The sequence below is a fragment of the Terrabacter sp. 01T434 genome (assembly GCF_056398545.1).
The window spans coordinates 1-16080 of the sequence record NZ_JBFTPP010000015.1; the positions used below are offsets into that span (position 1 = coordinate 1).

Annotated in this window: 16 protein-coding genes and 1 pseudogene; 10 read left to right on the forward strand and 7 right to left on the reverse strand. The window is 68.1% G+C overall.

Annotation, left to right across the window (positions count from 1 at the left end; all coding sequences use genetic code 11):
- Positions 1 to 419 precede the first annotated feature (419 nt).
- The 3 genes from AC1DIW_RS21385 to AC1DIW_RS21395 all read right to left on the reverse strand — a co-directional run bounded on the left by AC1DIW_RS21385 (position 420) and on the right by AC1DIW_RS21395 (position 3631).
- Positions 420 to 1946 (reverse strand): CYTH and CHAD domain-containing protein, encoded by a 1527-nt coding sequence (locus AC1DIW_RS21385; protein ID WP_478110808.1) that lies wholly within the window; start codon positions 1944 to 1946, stop codon positions 420 to 422.
- A 515-nt stretch (positions 1947 to 2461) separates the two neighbouring features.
- Positions 2462 to 3058 (reverse strand): hypothetical protein, encoded by a 597-nt coding sequence (locus tag AC1DIW_RS21390; protein ID WP_478110810.1) that lies wholly within the window; start codon positions 3056 to 3058, stop codon positions 2462 to 2464.
- A gap of 135 nt (positions 3059 to 3193) precedes the next feature.
- Positions 3194 to 3631 (reverse strand): DedA family protein, encoded by a 438-nt coding sequence (locus AC1DIW_RS21395; protein WP_478110811.1) that lies wholly within the window; start codon positions 3629 to 3631, stop codon positions 3194 to 3196.
- Positions 3632 to 3874: 243 nt separating this feature from the next.
- Between AC1DIW_RS21395 and AC1DIW_RS21400 the strand changes: the two genes are divergently transcribed.
- From AC1DIW_RS21400 to AC1DIW_RS21415, 4 genes are all read left to right on the forward strand, one after another.
- Positions 3875 to 4456 carry a hypothetical protein gene (locus AC1DIW_RS21400; RefSeq protein ID WP_478110812.1) on the forward strand — a complete coding sequence of 194 codons (582 nt, stop codon included), beginning with the start codon at positions 3875 to 3877 and terminating at the stop codon, positions 4454 to 4456.
- 131 nt (positions 4457 to 4587) lie between these two features.
- Entirely contained in the window at positions 4588 to 4845 is a 258-nt protein-coding gene (locus tag AC1DIW_RS21405; protein ID WP_478110813.1) for a hypothetical protein, read from the forward strand.
- Between the two features lie 484 nt (positions 4846 to 5329).
- The gene (locus tag AC1DIW_RS21410; protein WP_478110815.1) at positions 5330 to 5791 is read left to right on the forward strand and encodes a hypothetical protein; all 462 of its coding nucleotides are present in this window, start codon (positions 5330 to 5332) and stop codon (positions 5789 to 5791) included.
- 78 nt (positions 5792 to 5869) lie between these two features.
- Positions 5870 to 6061, forward strand: a complete 192-nt coding sequence (locus AC1DIW_RS21415) for a hypothetical protein (RefSeq protein WP_442281303.1) — start codon at positions 5870 to 5872, stop codon at positions 6059 to 6061.
- Between the two features lie 56 nt (positions 6062 to 6117).
- Here AC1DIW_RS21415 and AC1DIW_RS21420 read toward each other — a convergent pair whose 3' ends face one another.
- Complete coding sequence (locus AC1DIW_RS21420; RefSeq protein ID WP_442281304.1) at positions 6118 to 6414, reverse strand: putative quinol monooxygenase; 297 nt, start codon at positions 6412 to 6414, stop codon at positions 6118 to 6120.
- A 188-nt stretch (positions 6415 to 6602) separates the two neighbouring features.
- Here AC1DIW_RS21420 and AC1DIW_RS21425 point away from each other — a divergent pair, with 188 nt between their 5' ends.
- The 3 genes from AC1DIW_RS21425 to AC1DIW_RS21435 all read left to right on the forward strand — a co-directional run bounded on the left by AC1DIW_RS21425 (position 6603) and on the right by AC1DIW_RS21435 (position 8298).
- The gene (locus AC1DIW_RS21425; protein ID WP_478110817.1) at positions 6603 to 7280 is read left to right on the forward strand and encodes a hypothetical protein; all 678 of its coding nucleotides are present in this window, start codon (positions 6603 to 6605) and stop codon (positions 7278 to 7280) included.
- On the forward strand, positions 7280 to 7801 hold the full coding sequence (locus tag AC1DIW_RS21430; protein WP_478110819.1) for a MarR family winged helix-turn-helix transcriptional regulator: 522 nt from the start codon (positions 7280 to 7282) through the stop codon (positions 7799 to 7801). Before AC1DIW_RS21425 ends, AC1DIW_RS21430 begins: the two co-directional genes overlap by 1 nt.
- A gap of 146 nt (positions 7802 to 7947) precedes the next feature.
- Positions 7948 to 8298 carry an iron chaperone gene (locus AC1DIW_RS21435; protein WP_478110820.1) on the forward strand — a complete coding sequence of 117 codons (351 nt, stop codon included), beginning with the start codon at positions 7948 to 7950 and terminating at the stop codon, positions 8296 to 8298.
- Between the two features lie 886 nt (positions 8299 to 9184).
- On the opposite strand, the gene AC1DIW_RS21440 is transcribed toward AC1DIW_RS21435, so the two are convergent.
- A complete protein-coding gene (locus AC1DIW_RS21440; protein WP_478110822.1) occupies positions 9185 to 9532 on the reverse strand; it encodes a YtxH domain-containing protein in 348 nt (115 codons plus the stop codon).
- 819 nt (positions 9533 to 10351) lie between these two features.
- On the opposite strand from AC1DIW_RS21440, the gene AC1DIW_RS21445 reads away from it, so the two are divergent.
- A complete protein-coding gene (locus AC1DIW_RS21445) occupies positions 10352 to 11026 on the forward strand; it encodes a Type 1 glutamine amidotransferase-like domain-containing protein (protein WP_478110840.1) in 675 nt (224 codons plus the stop codon).
- 81 nt (positions 11027 to 11107) lie between these two features.
- On the opposite strand, the gene AC1DIW_RS21450 is transcribed toward AC1DIW_RS21445, so the two are convergent.
- A complete protein-coding gene (locus AC1DIW_RS21450; RefSeq protein WP_442281287.1) occupies positions 11108 to 11443 on the reverse strand; it encodes a cupin domain-containing protein in 336 nt (111 codons plus the stop codon).
- 308 nt (positions 11444 to 11751) lie between these two features.
- On the opposite strand from AC1DIW_RS21450, the gene AC1DIW_RS21455 reads away from it, so the two are divergent.
- Both AC1DIW_RS21455 and AC1DIW_RS21460 read left to right on the forward strand, forming a co-directional pair.
- On the forward strand, positions 11752 to 12306 hold the full coding sequence (locus AC1DIW_RS21455; RefSeq protein WP_478110823.1) for an alpha/beta hydrolase: 555 nt from the start codon (positions 11752 to 11754) through the stop codon (positions 12304 to 12306).
- Between the two features lie 685 nt (positions 12307 to 12991).
- Positions 12992 to 14236 (forward strand): annotated as a pseudogene (locus tag AC1DIW_RS21460) (NAD(P)/FAD-dependent oxidoreductase); the annotation flags it as partial.
- 191 nt (positions 14237 to 14427) lie between these two features.
- Here AC1DIW_RS21460 and AC1DIW_RS21465 read toward each other — a convergent pair.
- The gene (locus AC1DIW_RS21465) at positions 14428 to 15810 is read right to left on the reverse strand and encodes an alpha/beta hydrolase (protein WP_478110825.1); all 1383 of its coding nucleotides are present in this window, start codon (positions 15808 to 15810) and stop codon (positions 14428 to 14430) included.
- Between the last annotated feature and the right edge of the window lie 270 nt (positions 15811 to 16080).

The window sequence follows — 16080 nt, forward strand, 5'->3', positions numbered from 1 at the left end:
GAGTCAGGGCTGCGTTAGCGTGGGACACGGGAGGACCTTCCTGTCGAGTGAACCTTCAGCAGTTCCACTCAACCGCGGGAGGGTCCTCCCTTCGCGTCACGTCACACCGTGTCGTCACACCGACTCGACCAACCTGTCCGGTCAGTACAGCTAGAGGCGGCAAGAGCAAGAGATGTGAGGACGCACCTAGTCCGCAAAAAGTCCGCAAAAAGTCCGAGAACCGTCGTGCCGAGCCGACGGGCTCAACGTCGCCAACAAGCCTTTTCGCAGGTCAAGGGCCTGGGGCACCAACGGCAGCACTAGTCGGTTGGCCGGTGGCAATCCCCGGCGTATCGGCCGACTCATCCACTTTTCAGTCCTGGTCCGGGCGGAAGTCGTAACTGCCCACGGCCCGACAGGCGACCTGGCGGACCGTGTGCCTACCGGTCCCAGCGCTTTGCGTGCTTGGCGATGAACTTGTCCCACAGGGCGACGAACTCGGCTTCGGCTCGTTCGGCGCGTGCCTGCTCCAACGCATGCAGCCGCCCGATGGTGAAGGTGTTCTCACCAGACAGGTGCGCTCGCATGCCGTACTCGCGGAGTCGTTGACGCGCGACGACCGTGTCCTGGTGTATGCCGAGTGTCTCCTGGAGCAGTTTGGTGTCGGCCGCCAAGGTGCGGGTCTTCTTGCCCAGCACCGACGTGGCGGACTCTGCGGCATACCGTAGACGCTTGGCCTTCTTGCGGGCCTCGTGGAAGGCGGAGTCGCGATCCGTGGAGTCCTGGGCGGCCTCGATCACCCGCACGGCTCGCCGGAGACGTTTCACGTCTCGCGCCAGCAGGTCGGGCATGGTCTTCCTGGCTGCTCGGTGACCATCTCGCTGCAGGGGCGGGGAGGCGATCAGCTCCTCGATGGCGTCGAGGAGCCGGACGAATCGCTCGCTGTCCAAGGCCTGCTTGGCCGTTTCTCGGCCGGCTTCGTACTCGGCGCGGAGCTCGTCGTCGAGGCGCGCGCTCACGGGCCCGACCACAAGCTCCGCAGGTTCCGATGCAAGGACGGTGCGCAGGTGCTCGCGGAGCACTTGCGCGTCCCGGGCCCCTGCGAAGGACTCGCCGAGCCAGCGCAGCTCGTCACGCACCGGGTCGGTGACAGACGTGTCGAGCAGCGGGCGGAACGTCGTCAGCGTCGACCGCAGTCGTCGGGCAGCGATGCGTACGCGGTGGACGGCCTCGGCTTGCTCGGCCCGGACCCCGGCGTCCTGCTCGAGCAGCCGTGCCAGGTGCCGGGCCAGCTGTGCGCTCAGCAACTGCTGGATGCTGGCCCCGGGATCGCCGCTCGTCGAGCCGGGGGCCGATCGGGCGGCGGGAGGCTCCCCGAGGACGCGGGCGAGCTTCGAGCTGGCGGAGGCCGGGGAGGCCCCGGCATCCAACAGCCGTCCGTGGACAGCGTCGAGCAGGTCTCGTGGACCTCTCGCGAGCTCGACCTCCCACTCGCGCCACACCATCTCGTCCTCGCTGCCGGCGAGACGCCGCGCCTGCACGTTGTCGTCCGAGACCAGCGCGAGCACCGAACCCTGGGCGTCGAGGAGTGGATACTCGCGCCGGTCCGTTCTCACTGTGGCGACCGGCTCGAGGGGCCGTCCCCGGGCGATCGTGTGCACCCGCGCCCGGAAGATTAGGGGCACCTCACGCGTTGGTCCCAGGGGTTCGCGGAGCTCGGTTCGGGTGTCCGGGCCAGCCGGGAGCTTCAGGTGCCAGCCGGCGTCGTCCCCGCCCGTCCGGCGTCTGAGGGTGACCCCACTGCGGGCGAGATCAAGCCCCGGCGTGTCGAAGTACTCTGCCTCGAGCTGAAACGTCCGAGGCTGGGCGACCGAGTCGACCCCGTCCATCTCGGCAAGGTTCGGGAACACCATGGCCACGTCAACGTCGTACTTGCGCTCGATCTCATCGTGGTGTGAACGGCCCATGTTCAGATCCTCGCGCACAATCCTGCTCCCGCTCGGGGTTCGCGCGAGAGATGACGGCGGCGCTGCGGTGGAAATAGGGAAAGCGAGGGGTTGGTGAGCAGCGCTCCTCGCGCACAGCTTCCCACGTGCGTGTCGCGCCACGCTCCCGCGACCGACGTCTGCTCGATCCCCTGGATGCCGCGCACCGGATCAGGTGTGGGTCGCGGACATCACCTACTGCCGCACCCTCCGCCGGGTGGGTGTACGCGGCGTTCGTCATCGACGTCGTCTCTGGCCGGGTCGTCGGGTGGCAGCTGTCCAAGACTTGCGCACCGACCTGGCCCTGGACGGCCTCGAGATGGCGTTTGTGGGAGCGAGCCCAAACCGGCCGGGACACCACGGGCCTGATTCACCACTGCGACAAGGGAGTTCAATACGTCGCCAGCGAGACCAGCCTCCGGCTGGCCGACCTTTCAGGACGAGGCCCTCGACCCGTCATCGGATCGAGGGCCCGCCACGCTTGACTGCTCCTTTGTTCAGCCCCGCGGGCCCGCTGCGTTCGGGGTGATGGTCTTGAGGTCCTTGCTCACCTCGAGCATGACGTTGACGCCGGACTTGGTGCCGAGGACGTCGTAGGAGCCGTCGGGGTCCTTGCGCACCGAGGTGACGGTGACGGTGGAGTCGTTCGCCTTGACGGCAGCCGTCACGGTGGCGAGCTCCGTGCCGGTCACGGGAGCGTCGTTGTCCCCGCCGCCGTGGCGGCCAGCGCCCCGGTGACCTCCCGCGTCGGCGGTGACGGTCTTGAGGTCCTTGCTCACCTCGAGCATGACGTTGACGCCGGACTTGGTGCCGAAGACGTCGTAGGAGCCGTCGGGGTCCTTGCGCACCGAGGTGACGGTGACGGTGGCGTCCTTCGCCTTGACGACAGCCGTCACGTTGGCGAGCTCCGACCCGGTCACCGGGGTGTCGTTGTTCGGGTTCATCGACCCGCCTGGTGCGGCCTGCGAGCCAGCGCTGCTCGAGGTCGTGGGGGACGGGGTTGAGGCTGCGTTGGACAGCGCCGCACCGGTTCCGATCAGTCCGGCGGCGGCCACGACGGCGGCGACGCCGCTGATGATCCTGGTGGTCTTCATGCCTGCTCCTTGGTGCAAGGTCGGTGCCGCGGGTCGGCGACCGTCCCTCGAAGAGTCACGTGTGCGCTTAGGGATGCGCTGTGCACGCCGTTGGGGCCGAATGTGCCTTTTGGGGATGGCATCCCTTCGTGTCGGTCAGTGTGGCGCCGCCCGGTGAGCTGCTGGCACCCACGGTCTGCCGTGGTGTCGTGCTGCAGACCGGCGGCCAGCCCATCGACGCGCCACGGCTGTCGCGCCAGGCAGGGCGGACGCCACCATGAGCCCGAGGAGGAACAGCTCGAGGTTGCGAGACACGAAGGCGATGGTGCCGAACCAGTAGCCGCCGCAAGACATGACGGCTGCCCAGCCCATGGCGCCGACGAGGTTGTGAAGCAGAAACCTGATCACCCGTGGCGCGGGGCCGTGACCCAGGCGCGGCCCGGGTCGGCGACCCAACCAGTAGGCCACATGGTCACCGGCGACGGCCGCGACGGTGATCGCCACGAAGGAGAGCCACATCGGCAGCTGCATGGCGCCAGCCGCCACGAGCACCCCGGCACCGACCATGTGGGTGTCCGCCGGCAGGAGGGTCATCGGCGAAGTTCGACACGCTCAAGCTGGCCTCCAGCCGTCGCGTGCGGTCGGCCCGTGAGTGAACCCACTCGCCGTAAGGGGCCCTTTCTGCGGCGTAACCCAACCCTCGACAAACCTTGTGCATCCTGACGTTGCGCGCCCATGCTGTGAGGCACAACAGGTGCCTCGGTGTGAGTCCGAGCTCGAGGTACCAACCCACCCGGGCCTGACGGCCGGGCCCGTGAGCAGACTGGAGAAAATCTCATGCGGAACCTTCGACTCTTCACCGTGGCGGGGTGCGCCGGCGCCCTCGTCACCACCGTGCTTGTTGCTCCGGCAGCCAGCGCCGAGACCCAGCACCACGCGTCCGGCGACCGGGGCGGCCAGACGACCGTGGTCCTCAACCCCGACCTGGTGCCCGTCCTCACCCAGACACTGAAGGTCCACGCCATCAAACCCGGCCGGCTGACCGCCCCCGGAGGTGTGGCCCAGCTGTCGTTTCCGATCACCGAAGTTGAGGGCAAGGTCATCGAGCACTCCGGCGGCCTGGCGTTCACTCCTGTCGGTGGGGGCGCCCTGCGCATCACCAGCTTCGACGTCAACCTCAAGACCGGATTCCTCAACGCCAAGACCGTCCTGAACGGCACGCGACTCCCCGGCCGGGTGGACATTTTCGCGCTCGTGGCTGCCAAGCCGATCAACGGCGCCATCCCGACGTGTGCCGGGACCGCAGCAGGGCTCACCCTGACGCCGGGCGCCGCCAAGGCCCTCGGTGCCTCGAGCTTCGCCGGGGCCTTCGTCGGCGACGCGTGCGTCGTGCCCGGCCAGCACGAGGGCGAGGACTGAGCGAACCTCACGACCCTGCACGGCGCCGTTCGAGCCCGTCGTCGAGGCGGGCCGCGACGGCCTCTTCCGCGCCAGCTGCATTCAGATGCGCACCGCCTGCCCCACCACGCTTTCGTGGTGGAGCAGGTGTCGTGGCCAACAACATCACCGGCCCGGATCCGTGGCATTTGCTGCTCGGCGGTGCTCGGGCGGCGAACCGGGCGATCACCCCGATGGACTCTCCGACGTGCCTGACCCGGCCGGGGGAGCCAGAGGGACTTCCGGATGAGCTTCAGGACGATGTCGTCTTCGTTGAAACCGCCACAGAGCTACTCGCAGGGATCGAGACACACTGGCTGCGGCAGAGGCGGAAGTTCCTGCCCTGCCGCGCCAGTGCTACGCGTCACTGACGCGGTCCCGTGGACGGGTCTCGTGCCACGCGAGGACGCCGGCGCAGGCCCCTGATCGGGTGCCCTTCAGCGGCCATCCGGACGTCAGTGCACCTGGTCGATCTGGAAGACGGGATGGTCCTTTGGGGCGGGCATCTGGGCGAAGCACCCGTCTACTGAGTGGCGGTAGCGCTTCTCGCCGACGTCGACGGGGATGACCGGAACCCTTCGGGGTAGGCCAGTGTGACGACCGGTGACGGTGAGGTGGCGACGCCGCGTCCGCCGAGCCGCATGGCCAGCGGATTGGCCAGATGCCGCGTCAGTGCGGGTGGCTTCAGGTATGCCATGGTGGATTCCTTCCCGAGGATGCATCGACATCGTCTCCCCGGTGCGAGCGCGCCGCACAGTGCCAGAGGTCCTGCCCCTCAGGCCGCGGGCGGCTCGCCGGCGAGTCCGGGACCTTCGCCTCTGGGGCGCAGATGCCGGGCGCCCGCAGGCTGGTGCCATGAGCGCGCCACCGACAGGACCGCGCGAAGCTGGATCAACCGGTGCGGCCGGCATACCGGATGGCTCACGTCTGCTCATGGACGAGTTCTCGCCCCACTTCGATGTTGCCGTCGTGCACTCCGAGGTCTTCCGGGCCGTCCCTGCCGACTGCTACCGCGTGGCTACGGAGGTGGACCTCTTCCAAGCACCCCTTGCGCGGGCCCTGCTCGGCATCCGGGCTCTGCCACGACGTGTCACGGGAAAACTGAGAGTGCGCACGTCGACGGCTTCGGCTCCGGAGGTATCCCCGAGCACCTTCCGGCTCAAGGACCTGGTCGGTCTGGGTTGGATCCTCCTCGGCGAGACACTGGGTGTCGAAATGGTCCTCGGTCAAGTGAGCCGCCCCTGGCAGGCGGTCGCGGACGCTACCGACACCCCGACCACGCCAGGGGAGTTCACCAACTTCGACGAGCCGGGGTAGGCCAAGATCGCCGCCGGCCTGAGGGTAGATCCCTACGGCAACGACTCGTCGATCGTGACGATCGAGACACGAGTGGCCATGACGGACGACGAGAGCCGGCGCCGGTTCAGGAGGTACTGGCTCGTCATCGGCCCGTTCAGCTCCGTCATCCGTCGCGTGGCGTTGCGCCTGGTTGCGACCGAGCTCGACCGGGTGGCGCGTGACAGAGCTGCCGGTGCGCGGGAGCGCGGCCATGAGATTCAAAAGAGCGCCAGGCGGCAGAACCGGTAGATCGGTCACAGCGACCTGCGCCGAGAGAGACGCGTCCCGGATCGTGCGGATCGCGGCTACTTGACCGCGAGCACGTCGATCGGCTTGATGTCGGCGGCTTCGGCCAGAAGGTCCGAGCTCACGTCCTGGAGTGCCGCCGGGATCCGGCCGTTCACGTGTGCTTCGCGTGCCTCCTCGCTCTCGAAGGTGTCGAAGATCCCGTACGTCGTGTCGTCGAGACGGAATGCGTACCAGCTGACGGTGCCCTCTTCTTGAGCCGCCAGCTCGCGGCCCTGCTCTAGGAACGCCCCGAGCTCGTCGCCCTTTCCGGGCTTGGCATTCAAGATCGCCAGCAGTCCTCGGTCGATGGTCATGGATGGGTCCCTTTCGTCCGGATGCACTCGACACTACGCCTGCTGTGGTTGTACGCAGGGGTCAGCGATGCTCGCTCACGTGTGTGGGGAACATCCTTGACAGCGACTACTACGAAAGCGCAGTATACAAGTACTGCGAGATCGCATCAGTCGTCTACTCGGACGCCCTGGGGACAGAAGGAAGCGCCATGACCACCGCTGACATCCATCAGCCTGCCCAGCCGCGAGCCCACACGGTCCCCGCGGGTCACCGCATCGTCTGGTCTCTCGCCGGTTCGGCGGCTCGACTCGCGAAATGGCCCCTGTGGCTCCTGACAGCAACCGCCTTCGGGGTGTTCGCGGGGGCGTTCTTCACCTCGTCGGCTCCGTTCGCCATTCCCCACGTCGAGGCTGTATGCCGTCAAGCACCTCCCGATGTACGGTTCACCTCGAGCGCCGCAGACGTGCTGGGCTTCCTGACCGGATGCGGGGCGGCCGGCCGCGAGGCGTACCGATTCCTTCAGGTGGCCGACCTGCTCTACCCGACCGTGTTCGGGATGTTCATGGCGACGTCGATGGCGCTCGTCATCGCTCGACTCGCTCCGGAGCGCCACGCCCTTCTCGCGCTTGCCGTGCTGCCCCTCCTGGGAAGCGCCTTCGACTACCTCGAGAACGTGTGCGCCTGGCTGGCCCTGGCGGCGTTTCCCGGCCCGGCCCCCACGAGCTCCCTGCTGGGTCTGGCCTCTGCTGCCAAGAACCTCACCTTCTGGACCTCCGGTGCCTTGCTGCTCGGCGCGCTGGCCCTGCTCGCGATCGCCCAGGTCCGCCGTCGCGCGCGCCCACGAGCCAAAAGTGCGGACCCCGACGCCTCAGGCGCGAGCCACTGATGGCACGGCCCGACGACAGCTCGGCCGCCGCCCAGACCGGGACCGGGACACCCGAGCCTGAAACCGCACATCTGGATGCCGGGCTGGGCAATGTCCTCTTCGACGTGTGGCTCGTGTCGCGAGCCGCGACCGCCCTGATTGACGACGCGGTGCGGGCATCCGGGATCGACGCCGACGAGTTCGCGATCTACTCCGTCCTGGCGTCGACCCAGGGCATGACCCCCACCGAGCTCGCCCACTGGATGGCCGCGCCGGCCACGACGGTGTCGAGCTACGTCAAGCGATTCGAACGCCGCGGCCACGTGCGCAAGGTCCCGAACCCCGAGGACGGCCGCTCCTACCGAGTACAGCTGACGGCAGCCGGCCGCAGAGTCCACCAAGCCGCCGGGGAGCTGTTCACACCGACCCTCTCCGAGGTAACCCGCCGCCTGGGTCCTGGTGCGTCCGACACCCACCGCCGGCTGCGGACGCTTCACCAGATACTTGCGTCCAACAACGACGACCAGCCACCCGGCCAGTGACGCGGGGCGGAGCCCATCGGATTCACGGTCAGTCAGGGCAGCTGGACAGCGCGTCGCCCGGGCCCTCAACCGACTTCACTCGCCGAGGGGTCACGGAGGCCTCGCCCACTCCGGCAAATCCTGAAGACGAGAGGAGACTGTCTGCCATGTCAGTCGACGAGGTCGATGCCTACCTGGCACGGCTTGAGGAGCCGAAACGGACGACCCTAGAAGCGCTACGCCGGTCGATCCTGGCCGTCGTCCCGGACGCCGAGCAAGGCATCTCCTACGGCATGCCGGCCTTCCGGGTCGACGGGAAGGTGGTCGCAGGCTTCGCGGCGTTCAAGAACCATCTCGCCTATCTGCCACACAGTGGCGAAGTGCTCACGGTGCTCGGCGACCGCCTCACGGAATACGAGCGCACAAAGAGCTCGCTCCACTTCCCGATCGACGAGCCGTTGCCAGATGGCTTGGTCAGAAGCCTCGTGGACGCCAAGCTCCAGATTTTTGACCGCTGAGGTTCGGCAAACTGGCACCTGCGAGTGCACTCCACGGCATCTGCCGCGTCGCGGCAAATGAGGACGTCAGGCTGGTAGCAAGTCCAAGAGGTACTGCGCTCCCGCTACTCCGTCGGCGGCCCGGCTCAGCCGGTCAACATGGGTGGCCCGGACGACAGGGCCGAACGCGCGCGTGTCCGACGGCTCCCCAGGCACACGCATCATTTGGTGCTCGAGGAGCTGGATTCTTCGAAGGCGCCAGTCCATTCGTGAGTCGGGGATGGCGAAGGCGTCCCACTCGTGGTCAGCGACGACTCCCAGCCAGCCTTCGGCGTTGAGCATCTATGCCGGGGCCGGAGGGCGGAACTGCTCGGACCGTGGTTCGAAAGCGGGAGAGTCGGGGGTGCTCTCGACGGCGCGGCAGGCCTCGGGTTCGGCAATCGTGAGCCAGCCCGGCATGGCGACCAGGACCGCCATCGGGCTCGTTACCGATTGGCATCGGCCGGTGACTTCGTACCGCACTCGACCCACATCGTCGACGTGAGCTTCTCGGACCTCTTCGGGCGACTGGTCGGACGCATTCAGGTAGGAGGAGTTCAGGCGCAGCCCGCAGTCACGGACGACCGCGCCCAGCCCCAGTTCAGGGAACTGTCCATCGCCAATCAACCATGTTCCCAGCGATACCCACACGTCTGCACCATAGAGGTCGTCGTCTCGGATACGAGAGCGATTATCGAACGACGTGCGGCATGGTCGGACGTCGTCCGAGGAGCGGGATGAGCGCGCATCCCTCTGGTCACGGGAGGCTGGAGTCTGGCCGATGTCCCGGGATCCCGGCCGGCGCCATGGGCGTCACGTCGCTCGCAGAGTCGGACCCGGAGTCCGGCGCCCCGATCGGGTGGCAGGCTCAGGGCAGCGGACCCTTGGGCCCGTGATCCTTCTGGAACTGCACGGCCTGCTCGACAAGGTCGTCCGCGTTCTCCTGGCGCGAGTCCGCGGCGCCGGCGTCGGTAGACCCCGAAACCGCCGAGGTGACCTTGTCGGTCGCCGTCCGCGCGGCATCGGCCACCTTGTCCGCCACGACCGGCGCCTGCTCGCGCACGAGATGGGCACCCTGGTGGGCCTTCGCCTGCACGCGGGGGTCGTCCTTCAGCTGGCCGATGGCGCGCATGAACTGCTCGTAGGGCTCCCGCCCGGCCCGCGAGCCGAGCAGGAATCCGACCGCACCGGCGGTGACGATGAGCAGTCTTTTCATGGGGGCCTCCGTGTGTCGAGGTCGGTCGCCCGAGGCCGGGCGCTGACGATCTCCCTCAGCCATACCCACCACCGCCCCGTTCGGCTCAATGCCTGGGAACATGCGCCGGCACCAGCGACGGAGATCGCATCCCCTTCTGCGCTGCATACGACTTGGCGGCCGATCGGATCGACGCGATGCGCGCCTATGGCGACAACGTGTCCTGCATGCCCCCGTCGCCATAGCGAAGGGGTGTCGCAAACCGGGTGCCGCGGGGCCGTTTGGGACGTCCTGAACTCGGCACGACCGCTCGGCGGCATGTGCGGATGTGCCTCACGACGCGGAAGGCCCCATCGCACCGACCTGCTCGCGGACGTTCTCATACTCGGCGTCGGGGTTGAGCGCGGCGACGATCGTGGGTCGAGTGGCTCTGACTGGTAGCCGGCGTTGATCGCTGCGTCGTCGGGGATCATCTCGAGGAAGTCGTCGGCGAAGGGCGCGAACGCCTGGGGGCTGTCATCGAGGATCAGCTCGAAGAGCGCCTCGGCGCCATCAGGGTCGGCGTCGCCCGCCGGCGGGATGGCGGATCGGGTGTGCCCTGCTGTCCGCCCTCGGACCAGAAGGCCGCCGTTGCCATGAAGGTGTCGGCGAGCTGAAGACGGGGGTCCCGGGTGAGGGGTTCGAACCGGGCAGGCATGCCGTCGAGGAGGCCGGGCGTGGCGATCGTCCGGGTCGCCTTCAGGACTGGAGTCCTCGGCGCGGCAAATCCGGACGTTGTTCGGTCAGAGCGCGCGGTGGTCTCGGGGATGGCGGCGGCTTCCCTGTGGTTCAGTGGGCATCGTGAAATTGCTACTCACGTCCGGGGGAGTCACGAACCCGAGCATTCATGAGGCGCTCGTCGATCTTTTGGGCAAGCCGGTCGAGGAGGCAAGAGCGCTCTGCATTCCCACCGCTCAGTGGGGTCATCCGATGTGCGGGCCGGTCTCGGCGCGCGGGTTTGTCGCTGGTCTGCCGCCGTGGGGCGGGATGACCTCGATGTCGTGGAACTCCCTCGGCCTGCTCGAGCTGACCGCGCTGGCGACGATCGGCGAAGAACGCTGGGTGCCGTGGATTCGTGCGGCCGACGTCCTCCTCGTCGACGGTGGCGAGGCCACCTATCTGTGCCACTGGATGAAGGAGTCCGGGCTGGCGGCCCTCCTGCCGTCGCTGTCCGACACGGTCTGGGTGGGCGTGAGCGCCGGCAGCATGGTGATGACGCCGAGGATCGGTGCGGACTTCGTACAGTGGCCGGGAGCGCCCGACGACCGCACGCTCGGCCTCGTCGACTTCTCGATCTTTCCCCATCTTGATGAGTTCCCGGAGAACACCATGGCCCATGCCGAGAAGTGGGCTGCCGAGATCAGCGGGCCGGCATACGTCCTCGATGACCAGTCTGCGATCCGGGTGGTCGACGGGGTGGCCCAAGTGGTGTCCGAGGGGCGTTGGAGGCGCCTTCCTGGGGAGGGTCCCTACTAGAAGCAGGCGTTGCCTTGAGTTCGGGCAACACGACACCCCTTTCAAACGCCGGGGCAGGTGCCGCTGGTTCCCCAAGGTGTGTCAGTCGAAGGCGGCTGCGAGTCCGGCGCTCTCTACGACGATCGCGGTCAGACCCGTCCTGCTGCGCGTTTCGTGGCTCTCGCCTGCGCTCCAGAGTGCCGCCGATCCGTGGTGAAGGACGTGCGTGACGCCGTCCGCGCCCGATGCCTCTGCCTCTCCGCAGAGCACAACCAGGCATTGATCGACAACGGCCGGATGACGCCCAATGATGCCGCCGGGGGCGAGCCTGGCGATGACGACGTGAGCGTCAGCCGCGATGGGGACCACGCCGAAGCCATCGCTACCGAAGCTTGTGATGTTTCGAGCGGTCAACTCTTCTGTAGAAATCACGCGCACCGGACACATCCTTCCGGATTGCCATGAGCGACCGACTGAGGGTGCGTCAGCGGCGCCCGACCGGCGGCAAGAGCGGACGTGCCGCGCGGCATTCCTCGGGCGTTCGAACGAGGCGCGGCACATCTCTCGCTCGGCTTGCAGCCAGTGCATTCCTCGACGAGTTCGGGGCCGCGGTGGATCATGACAGTTGACGAGAGGTCGTGGTGACGATGCCATCCACTGCTGGCGAGTTCGTCAGCGAGAGGTTCGACTATGACCGCGGTCGCCAGGTCACCGCGTACGTCCCGCCGCATCCCCCCGAGGCGGTCGTGTTCGCCGGCGACGGTCAGCTGCTCGCACGGTGGGGGAGAGACCTCGAGGCGGCCGATGTACCTCCCACGTTGATCGTCGGAGTTCACCGCTCAGCCGATGAGGCGGAGCGCCTGCACGAATACTCACCCGGCTTCGACCCGGAGCGGTTCGCTGCGCATGAGGCGTTCTTCGTCAAGGATGTCCGCACATGGGCCCAGTCGCGATTCGGGCTGGCGATGCCCGCCGCGCGCACCGCGGTGTGCGGGGTCTCCGCGAGTGGCGAGCTGGCGCTCGCCCTTGGACTGCGGCATCCAGACATCTACGGTGCGGTCTTCTGTACCTCTCCGGGAGGGGGCTTCCACCCCTCGGTGACGATGCCGAGCTCGCTGCCGAGGGCGTACTTCGTTGCCGGAACCCTGGAGCCGTTCTTCCACGAGAATGCCTCCCGCTGGGCAACAGCGTTCCGCGAAGCAGGCGCGGACGTCCTCATGACAGAGCGGGTCGGATCACATGGCGACGCCTTCTGGCGCGAGGAGCTGCCACTCATGGTGGCATGGGCGTTCGGAGGGTGACGCGGTGCGCGCTAATCGGTACGACCGCGCTGGTCGCGACAGATGAGCGTGTCCGACTCCGGCTACGTATCGAGGGTGATGCCGGTGATTGCCCGTCCCCGGCGTCAACCGCGTGACACGCTGAAAGAGCGCCGGGGGTGCCGGACCAGGGGTCCCACCACGTTGAGCAGACAGCGTGCCCCGGTCCGTGAAGCGCTGCCGTCCAGGGTCGGCCTGCCGACCGCGGACAGCAAGAGCCTGCACCAGTCACTATGTGAAGGGCTGCCCTTCCCGAAGGAGGGACGATGACCGCGGACCATGTGGCCGCTGACGCGGCGGCACCCGGCTCTCCGGTGCTGTTCGTGGTGACGCCGATCCGCAGTCCCGTCGCGCGGTCGAAGCCGCGCTGATCCGCCGGTTCGGCCGCGACTACCGGGTACTCGTCGCCGCAACGCCCGAGGACGCTCTGTCAGACTTCCAGCGACTGGCCGACCAGGGCCGCGAGTTGGCGCTCGTGGCAGCCGACCTGCAATTACGCGGCATGGACGGCGTTGAGCTCCTTGAGCGAGCCCATGCCCTCCATCCCGGTTCCTGGCGAGTTCTGTTGGTGGCATGGACCGGTACCACACGAAAGCCCGGTGAGCCACCTGGCGACGCTCCAGCGCGCGTCCGCCCTGGGACAGATCGACTTCTCTGTCGTGAAGGGATGGGTCACCCCGGAGGAGTGGCTGTACCCGCAGATCCAGGAGGCGCTTACGGCCTGGACGCTCGCGCACCGGCCGAGTCACGTCGTCTACCGAGTCGTCGGCGAGCAGTGCCCCCCCGCAGCCACGAGCTGCGTGACCTGCTCACGCGCAACAGCGTGCCGTTCGAGTTCTACGCCGCCGACTCGGAAACCGGCTTGCGGCTCATCGACGAGTTCACGCTTGACGTGGAGCGCCTCCCTGCAGTGATCCACTACGACGGCTCGGTCCAGCACGATCCCAGCCTCGCCGACGTGGCGGCCGCGCACGGGATTCAGACCCGGCCGCCGCGCGGGGTCTACGACCTGGCCATAGCTGGCGCTGGACCGGCAGGTCTGGGAGCCGCGGTGTATGGCGCCTCCGAAGGGCTGCGCACGGTGGTCTTCGAGCCGCACGCGCTCGGCGGACAGGCTGGCACGAGCTCCATGATCCGCAACTACCTCGGTTTCCCGCGGGGAATCAGCGGGGGCGGACTGGCCCTGCGGGCCTGGGAACAGGCCCTGCTCTTCGGCGCCCAGTTCGTCTTCATGAACGAGGTGACCGGGCTGAGCCCACGCGGTGACACCGTCGTGATGACGCTCGGCGACGGAAGCCAGGCGGTCGCCAGGGCAGTGATCATCGCCACGGGTGTGACCTACCGCCGGCGCGACATCCCGACCCGGGACCACCTGATCGGAGCAGGCGTGTTCTACGGCGCGCCCGGCGCCGAAGCCCCCGCTATGGCGGCTGAGCACGTCTGCGTTGTCGGTGGGGCCAACTCGGCCGGTCAGGCGGCCCTCCATCTGGCCAGGTTCGCCTCTCGAGTCACAATGCTCGTCCGCGGCGAGTCTCTGGCCAGCGGCATGTCTGACTACCTCGTCACTCAGGTGGAGGCCACGCGCAACATAGACGTCCGGCTCGGGACCCGAGTTGCCGACGGCTACGGCCAGACCCGTCTGGAGAGCCTGACCCTCGAAGACGTTCGAACCGGTCGGCGTGAAGAGGTCGCCGCCGCAGCCGTATGCGTGACGATCGGAGCCGAGCCGCACACGCACTGGCTCAGCGGCCTGGTCACGGTGAATGACCGGGGATTCATCCTGACCGGCCGCGACCTGCCCCACGACGCATGGCCGCTACATCGCCCACCCTTGCCCTTTGAGACGAGCGTTCCGGGCGCGTTCGCGGCCGGTGACGTGCGGTTCGGCTCCAACAAGCGCGTCGCCGGCGCAGCCGGGGAGGGATCGGTCGCTGTTGGCTCCGTCCATAGGTACCTCGCTGGACTCGACTCGCGTGGCGGGCGTCCTCCGGTACGGACCGATAGGACGCCGCCCGATGCTCCCGGCGGTCGGTTCCCTCAATCAGCAGGACGCCCCCATGCGTCGTCCCGGGCACGGGAGCGTCGAACCGGTTGCCGCGGTGGTCACTTGGGCAGCGGCTGGTTGGTTCGGACTGAGGACACGACATCGAGGATGGCCTGGGTTGTGGCCTTGGCGTACCGCTCGTCCGTGATGAGCGCGATATGTCTGGCGCCCGTCACGACGCGGTGCGAGCTGTCGGTCGACAAGGTGGCCAGCTTGTTCTGAGCCGCGTCGTGGGTGGGATTGGTTTCGGCGCCGGCGGTGAGGACGACCAGCGGCTTGGCGCCGAAGCCGGTCAGCATGGCAGCTTCTGCTCCGGAGGCGTTGGCCTGGACGAACTCGTCGATCCAGCCGGAAGCGTAGGCGGCGGTCGCGGTCTTGGCGCGGATCTCGTCACGCGGCTGCGGCGGCAGGTCGCCATAGCCGAAGCTGCCGACCAGGCGCACCAGGCCGACGCGTGCAGCCGCGGCCGCGAGGGCTGCGACACGGGAGGTGGCGGCGTCGTTGGAGCCGGGGTCGTACGCCCTGGCGTTGGCGGAGACTGCTTGGGTGGCGGGGTTGGTGGCGTCGATCAGGACCATCCCGGCGACGTCGGCTGGGTAGCGTTCGGCGTGGGTGAGGACGTAGAGGCCGCCGAAGGAGTGACCGGCCAGGACGTAGGGCCCGGGGACGTGGGCGCGCTGGAGCAGGGTGTGCAGGTCGGTTGCGACCTGGGTGGCGTCCTGCGGGCTGTCTGTGGGGTCGCTCCAGCCGCGGCCCGGACGGTCGTAGACGCAGACCCGCGTGTGGGCGGCCACGGCGGGGGCTATCCGTGCCCAGACCGAGGAGAAGTCGCCTCCGCCGGGTTGCAGGACAACGGTGGGGCTGCCGGAGCCGGTGCAGTTCAGGTGGACGCGGTGTCCGTCGACGTCGACCAGCTGACCGGTCATCGGGTAGGCGGCGGCGTCCGCGTGTTCCCGGACGGTTTCGTAGCCGCCGCCGATGGCGGCCAGCGCCAGCACCGCCAGCACCGGGTAGAGCAGCCAGAACCGGGTTCTGCTGTGCAGCTGTCGACGCGCCTGGAGGTAGATCCAGATCACCAGTGCCAGCAGCACCGGGGGCCATACCCAGTTCAGTACCGGCCGCAAGGAGTCACCGAACGCGAGCAGAAGGACACCGCTGACGCCCATCACCAGCGCAGGTAGCGCCGCCCACCGCTGGGGTTGATCGGTGTAACGCGTCGAGAGGACCGCCAACATCGCCCATCCCACCGCGAATCCGCACAGAGCTGCACCGGTCACATGGTTCTCGTCCGGCGAGACGAACGGGGCGAGGACAAGAAGCACGGCGGCGAAGAGCCCCGTGGCCAGTGACCCGGCCACGATCCGGCCGATATGGCCCTGCCGTGCGCGACCTGGACCATTGTCCGCACGGACCCGTCCGGGTGCGGTAGGTGTGGTGGCCATGGCGCCTCCTACCGAAGGTGGCGCAGCGCGAGCACCGCCGACTGCGGTGAGCACGTTCCGTCATCTTCGACGGTACGTCCGCGGCTGTCGCCTTGAACCTGACATGGCAAGATCCCAGGGCGACGCAGCGAAGGGCGTCTGAACTGCGCAGAGGAGCCACGATTGCCCGGAGAGCGGCAGATAAGTGCGTTGCTTCTGGGTGGTCGTGTGCGGCGGCGGGAGCTCGGCTCACGGTGGAGGTCGCGACGGTCACGCATTCCACGACAGCTC

Coding starts and splice junctions, on each gene's coding strand:
- AC1DIW_RS21385 (WP_478110808.1), bottom strand. CDS start 1,946: ATGGGCCGTTCACACCACGATGAGATCGAGCGCAAGTACGACGTTGAC.
- AC1DIW_RS21390 (WP_478110810.1), bottom strand. CDS start 3,058: ATGAAGACCACCAGGATCATCAGCGGCGTCGCCGCCGTCGTGGCCGCC.
- AC1DIW_RS21395 (WP_478110811.1), bottom strand. CDS start 3,631: ATGACCCTCCTGCCGGCGGACACCCACATGGTCGGTGCCGGGGTGCTC.
- AC1DIW_RS21400 (WP_478110812.1), top strand. CDS start 3,875: ATGCGGAACCTTCGACTCTTCACCGTGGCGGGGTGCGCCGGCGCCCTC.
- AC1DIW_RS21410 (WP_478110815.1), top strand. CDS start 5,330: ATGAGCGCGCCACCGACAGGACCGCGCGAAGCTGGATCAACCGGTGCG.
- AC1DIW_RS21415 (WP_442281303.1), top strand. CDS start 5,870: ATGACGGACGACGAGAGCCGGCGCCGGTTCAGGAGGTACTGGCTCGTC.
- AC1DIW_RS21420 (WP_442281304.1), bottom strand. CDS start 6,414: ATGACCATCGACCGAGGACTGCTGGCGATCTTGAATGCCAAGCCCGGA.
- AC1DIW_RS21425 (WP_478110817.1), top strand. CDS start 6,603: ATGACCACCGCTGACATCCATCAGCCTGCCCAGCCGCGAGCCCACACG.
- AC1DIW_RS21430 (WP_478110819.1), top strand. CDS start 7,280: ATGGCACGGCCCGACGACAGCTCGGCCGCCGCCCAGACCGGGACCGGG.
- AC1DIW_RS21435 (WP_478110820.1), top strand. CDS start 7,948: ATGTCAGTCGACGAGGTCGATGCCTACCTGGCACGGCTTGAGGAGCCG.
- AC1DIW_RS21440 (WP_478110822.1), bottom strand. CDS start 9,532: ATGAAAAGACTGCTCATCGTCACCGCCGGTGCGGTCGGATTCCTGCTC.
- AC1DIW_RS21465 (WP_478110825.1), bottom strand. CDS start 15,810: ATGGCCACCACACCTACCGCACCCGGACGGGTCCGTGCGGACAATGGT.